The sequence below is a fragment of the Streptomyces sp. CC53 genome, from assembly GCF_001865245.1.
In the GTDB taxonomy this organism is placed as follows: Bacteria; Actinomycetota; Actinomycetes; order Streptomycetales; family Streptomycetaceae; genus Streptomyces.
Window position 1 is genome coordinate 15935 of the sequence record NZ_MKXB01000140.1, and the last position, 3228, is coordinate 19162.

The 3228-nt window shown below is 76.1% G+C and carries 3 protein-coding genes and 1 pseudogene; all 4 read left to right on the forward strand.

Annotated features, from left to right (window positions below; all coding sequences use genetic code 11):
* The first annotated feature begins 127 nt into the window (after positions 1 to 127).
* Positions 128 to 925 (forward strand): ABC transporter permease, encoded by a 798-nt coding sequence (locus BJP40_RS13305; protein ID WP_071280553.1) that lies wholly within the window; start codon positions 128 to 130, stop codon positions 923 to 925.
* Between the two features lie 129 nt (positions 926 to 1054).
* Positions 1055 to 1336 carry a hypothetical protein gene (locus tag BJP40_RS13310; RefSeq protein ID WP_071280554.1) on the forward strand — a complete coding sequence of 94 codons (282 nt, stop codon included), beginning with the start codon at positions 1055 to 1057 and terminating at the stop codon, positions 1334 to 1336.
* A 159-nt stretch (positions 1337 to 1495) separates the two neighbouring features.
* Positions 1496 to 2851 carry a type VII secretion integral membrane protein EccD gene (gene eccD / locus BJP40_RS13315; RefSeq protein ID WP_071280555.1) on the forward strand — a complete coding sequence of 452 codons (1356 nt, stop codon included), beginning with the start codon at positions 1496 to 1498 and terminating at the stop codon, positions 2849 to 2851.
* A gap of 56 nt (positions 2852 to 2907) precedes the next feature.
* A pseudogene (locus BJP40_RS34895) lies at positions 2908 to 3228 on the forward strand (hypothetical protein); the annotation flags it as partial.

Sequence of the window (3228 nt, forward strand, 5' to 3'; positions counted from 1 at the left end):
ACCCCGGATCCCCGGCGCCCCCGGCACGGACAGCACCACCCCGGCCGGCCCCGGTCCGCTCGCCACCGACACCGCGAACCCGGCCGACGCCTCCGGCGAGGCCACCGCGGGCACCACGCCGCCGCGCCTGCGACGCGAACTGCGCGCCGTCCACTCCCTGGTCCACCGAGACCTGCTGCGCATGTCCACCCAAGCCGCCCACACGGCCCTGATGCTGCTCCAGCCGGTGCTCTACCTCTTCGTCCTCGGCGGCGGCCTGGCCGCGCTGATCCCCGAGTCCCGGCTCGGCACCGGCTACCAGACGTACCTCTTCCCCGGCATGCTGATGATGACGGTCCAGACCCCGGCCATCATGGTCGGCATCCGGCTCATCACCGACCGGCAGAGCGGCTACCTGCGCGAACTCCTGATGGCACCGGTCCGCCGCTCCACCCTGCTCCTGGGGTTCTGCGCCGGGGGCACCGTCGTCGCCGCCGTCCAGGGCGCCGTCCTGCTCGCCCTGGGCGGCGCGGTCGGCCTCCCCTACGACCCCGCCCTCCTGGCGCTGCTCCTCGCCGGCGTCCTGCTGGCCTCCTTCACCCTCACCGCCCTCGCACTGGCCCTGGCGGTGAGCCTGGACCGCCCCGAGGTGTTCCACGTGCTGCTCGGCGTGGTGATGATGCCGCTGCTGTTCCTGTCGGGCGGGTTCTTCCCGTTGGAGGCCCTGCCCGGTTGGGCCCGCGTGCTGGCCGCGGTCAACCCCCTCGCCTACGGAGTGGACCTCCTCCGCCGCACGATCGGACTCCACGTACCCGGCGAGGCCACCGTGGCGGGCATCGAATGGTTCGGCCGGCAGCCACCGCTCGCCCTGGAAGCCGGGGCCCTCCTGGCCGTCGGCGTCACGGCCTTGCTCTGGGCCGCCCACCGCTTCAGCCGCCCCGAATGAACCACCCCCGGCACCCCACCGCTCCGGCCACCCCCGGTGTCGCGGAAGGCGGCCACCGGGGCGTGGAAGGCCCGCCGACCCCCGGCTAAGGTTGCAGGAGCGAACCACGGGGGAGGCGGTGAGCCGGAGATGGCACGGGACTACGACAGCCAGCTGCTGGAGTCGGTGGCGGTACGGCGGCGCCGGATGCGGGACGCCCTGCTGTTCGGGGCGCAGCGGGCACGGCGTACGGCCGACGAGCGGCTCGGCAAGGTCTTCGCCGGGATTGCCATCGCCGCGGTGCTGTGCGCGGGCTGCGTCGGCTGGTCCTTCCTCCAGCACACGCTGGCGAAGCAGAAGGCGGAGGAGGAGAAGCAGCGGCTGCGCCTGGAACAGCCCTACGGCTCCCCGGACCCGTCGTCCGCTCCGTAGTGCACCCGGCCCTGCGCGCGCTTCCCGGTCGTCCCCGTGCGGGGACCGGGGACGCGGACGCGGGCGCGAGAACGGAAGAGGAAACGGCCGGATCTGACCGTGCCGTGACGTCCCGTCGGTCCCGAAAGCAGTCAACGCCGTGATGATAGGTTCCGCCGAGTGGTGAGCACAGCAACGACGTCCCGGGCCCCACTGAGCCGGGTGACCCTGGTGGGGGAGCGGCGCCGCGCCGACCTCGTCCTGCCTTCGGACACCCCGATCGGGCAACTGCTGCCGGACATCCTCCGGTTGCTCGACGACCGGGCGGCCTCCCGCCCGATGACCCGTCAACTCGTCACGGTGGACGGTTCGGCGCTGCCGCACGAGACCACGCTCGCCTCGGCCGCCATCGCCGACGGCGCCGTGCTCCGGCTCGTCCGTACCCACTCGGCGCCTCCCGCCCCCGTGGTGCACGACGTCACCGACCAGGTGGCGGACGACCTCGACGTCCAGGCGTGGCGGTGGCGTCCGGCCGCGCGCCGCATCGGTGCGGGAGTGGCGTCCGTCGTGTTCGCGGTGGCCGCCGCGCTCCTCGCCCGGCGCGAGTTCGCGCTCGACGCGCTGGCCGGTGTGCTCGCGGCGGCCACGGCGGTCCTGCTGGCCGCCGGCGCCCTCGTCAGCCGCATCGGGGGCGGCAACCGGGGCCTGGCGACGGCCCTGCTGCTGATGTCCGGCACCCTCGGCACCCTCGCGGCGTGGACCGCGGCCGACGCCTACGCCTGGTCCGGTCTGCTGCGGCTCGCCGCGGTCGCCGGTGCGCTGACCGCGACCCTGGCGGCGCTCGGCCTCTTCTCCCCGCTCGGCCGTGGCGGACTCGTCGGCGCCGCGGCCCTGGCCGCGACCGTCGCCGGGTGGGAGGCCGTCGCCGCCGCACAGCCCGACCTGCCCCGGCTCGGCGCCGTGATGGCCGTGTGCTCCGTCGTGCTGCTCGGGCTGCTGCCCCGGTTCGCCCTGATGGCGTCCGGGCTGACCGCCCTCGACGACCGCAGGTCGGGCGGGGCGTCCGTGAGCCGCCACGAGGTGCACAACGCCCTCGCCGCCACCCACCGGGGACTCGTGCTGGCGACGGTGGTCGCCGCGGCCTCCGCCGCGGCCGCCGCCTGGCTGCTCACACTGGGCGGCCGGCCGTCGGCGTGGAGCACGGCCCTCGCCTCGGTCGTGGCGGTGGTGCTGCTGTCGAGGGCCCGCGCCTTTCCCCTGGTGGCGGAGGTGGTGGCCCTCGCCGTCGCCGGGGGAGCCGTCGTCGTACGGCTCGTCGCGGTGTGGACGGAGCACGCGGGGAGCGCCGGGCCGCTCGCCGTGCTGTGCGCGGCCGCGGCGCTGCCGCTGCTCGTGCTGGCGGTCCAGCCGCCCGAGCACGTGCAGGTCCGCCTGCGGCGGACGGGTGATCTGGCCGAGTCGATCGGCATGGTGGCGCTGTTCCCCCTCGCCGTCGGGGTGTTCGGCGTGTACGGGCAACTGCTCGACCGGTTCTGAGTCGGCGTGCCGTGCGGCACGCGAGGCGGAGAAGAAGGGCAACGGGGCAGAGCGACATGGCGAGCGGAAACGACTGGCAGAGCGATGTGCTGCGCGACCTGAGGGGCGCCGGTGCGGCCGGGGGCGGTGCGCGCACCCCCTCCGGTGCGGCGGCCTCCGGAGGGCCCGGCAGCGGCACCCGGGACGGCGGCCATCCCCAGGACGATGGCGGCACCCCGGCCGGTGGCGGGGAGCCCGGCGCCGGCTCCCAGGGCGGCGCGTCCCCGCGTACCGCGCCGGTAGGCGGCGCCCCGGCACCGCAGACCCTGCCCGGGGCGGCCGGCCGCCCGCACGGTGACGCCGCCGGACCCGCCGGGCAGCCCGCGGAGGCCCCGGGC

Coding starts and splice junctions, on each gene's coding strand:
- BJP40_RS13310 (WP_071280554.1), top strand. CDS start 1,055: ATGGCACGGGACTACGACAGCCAGCTGCTGGAGTCGGTGGCGGTACGG.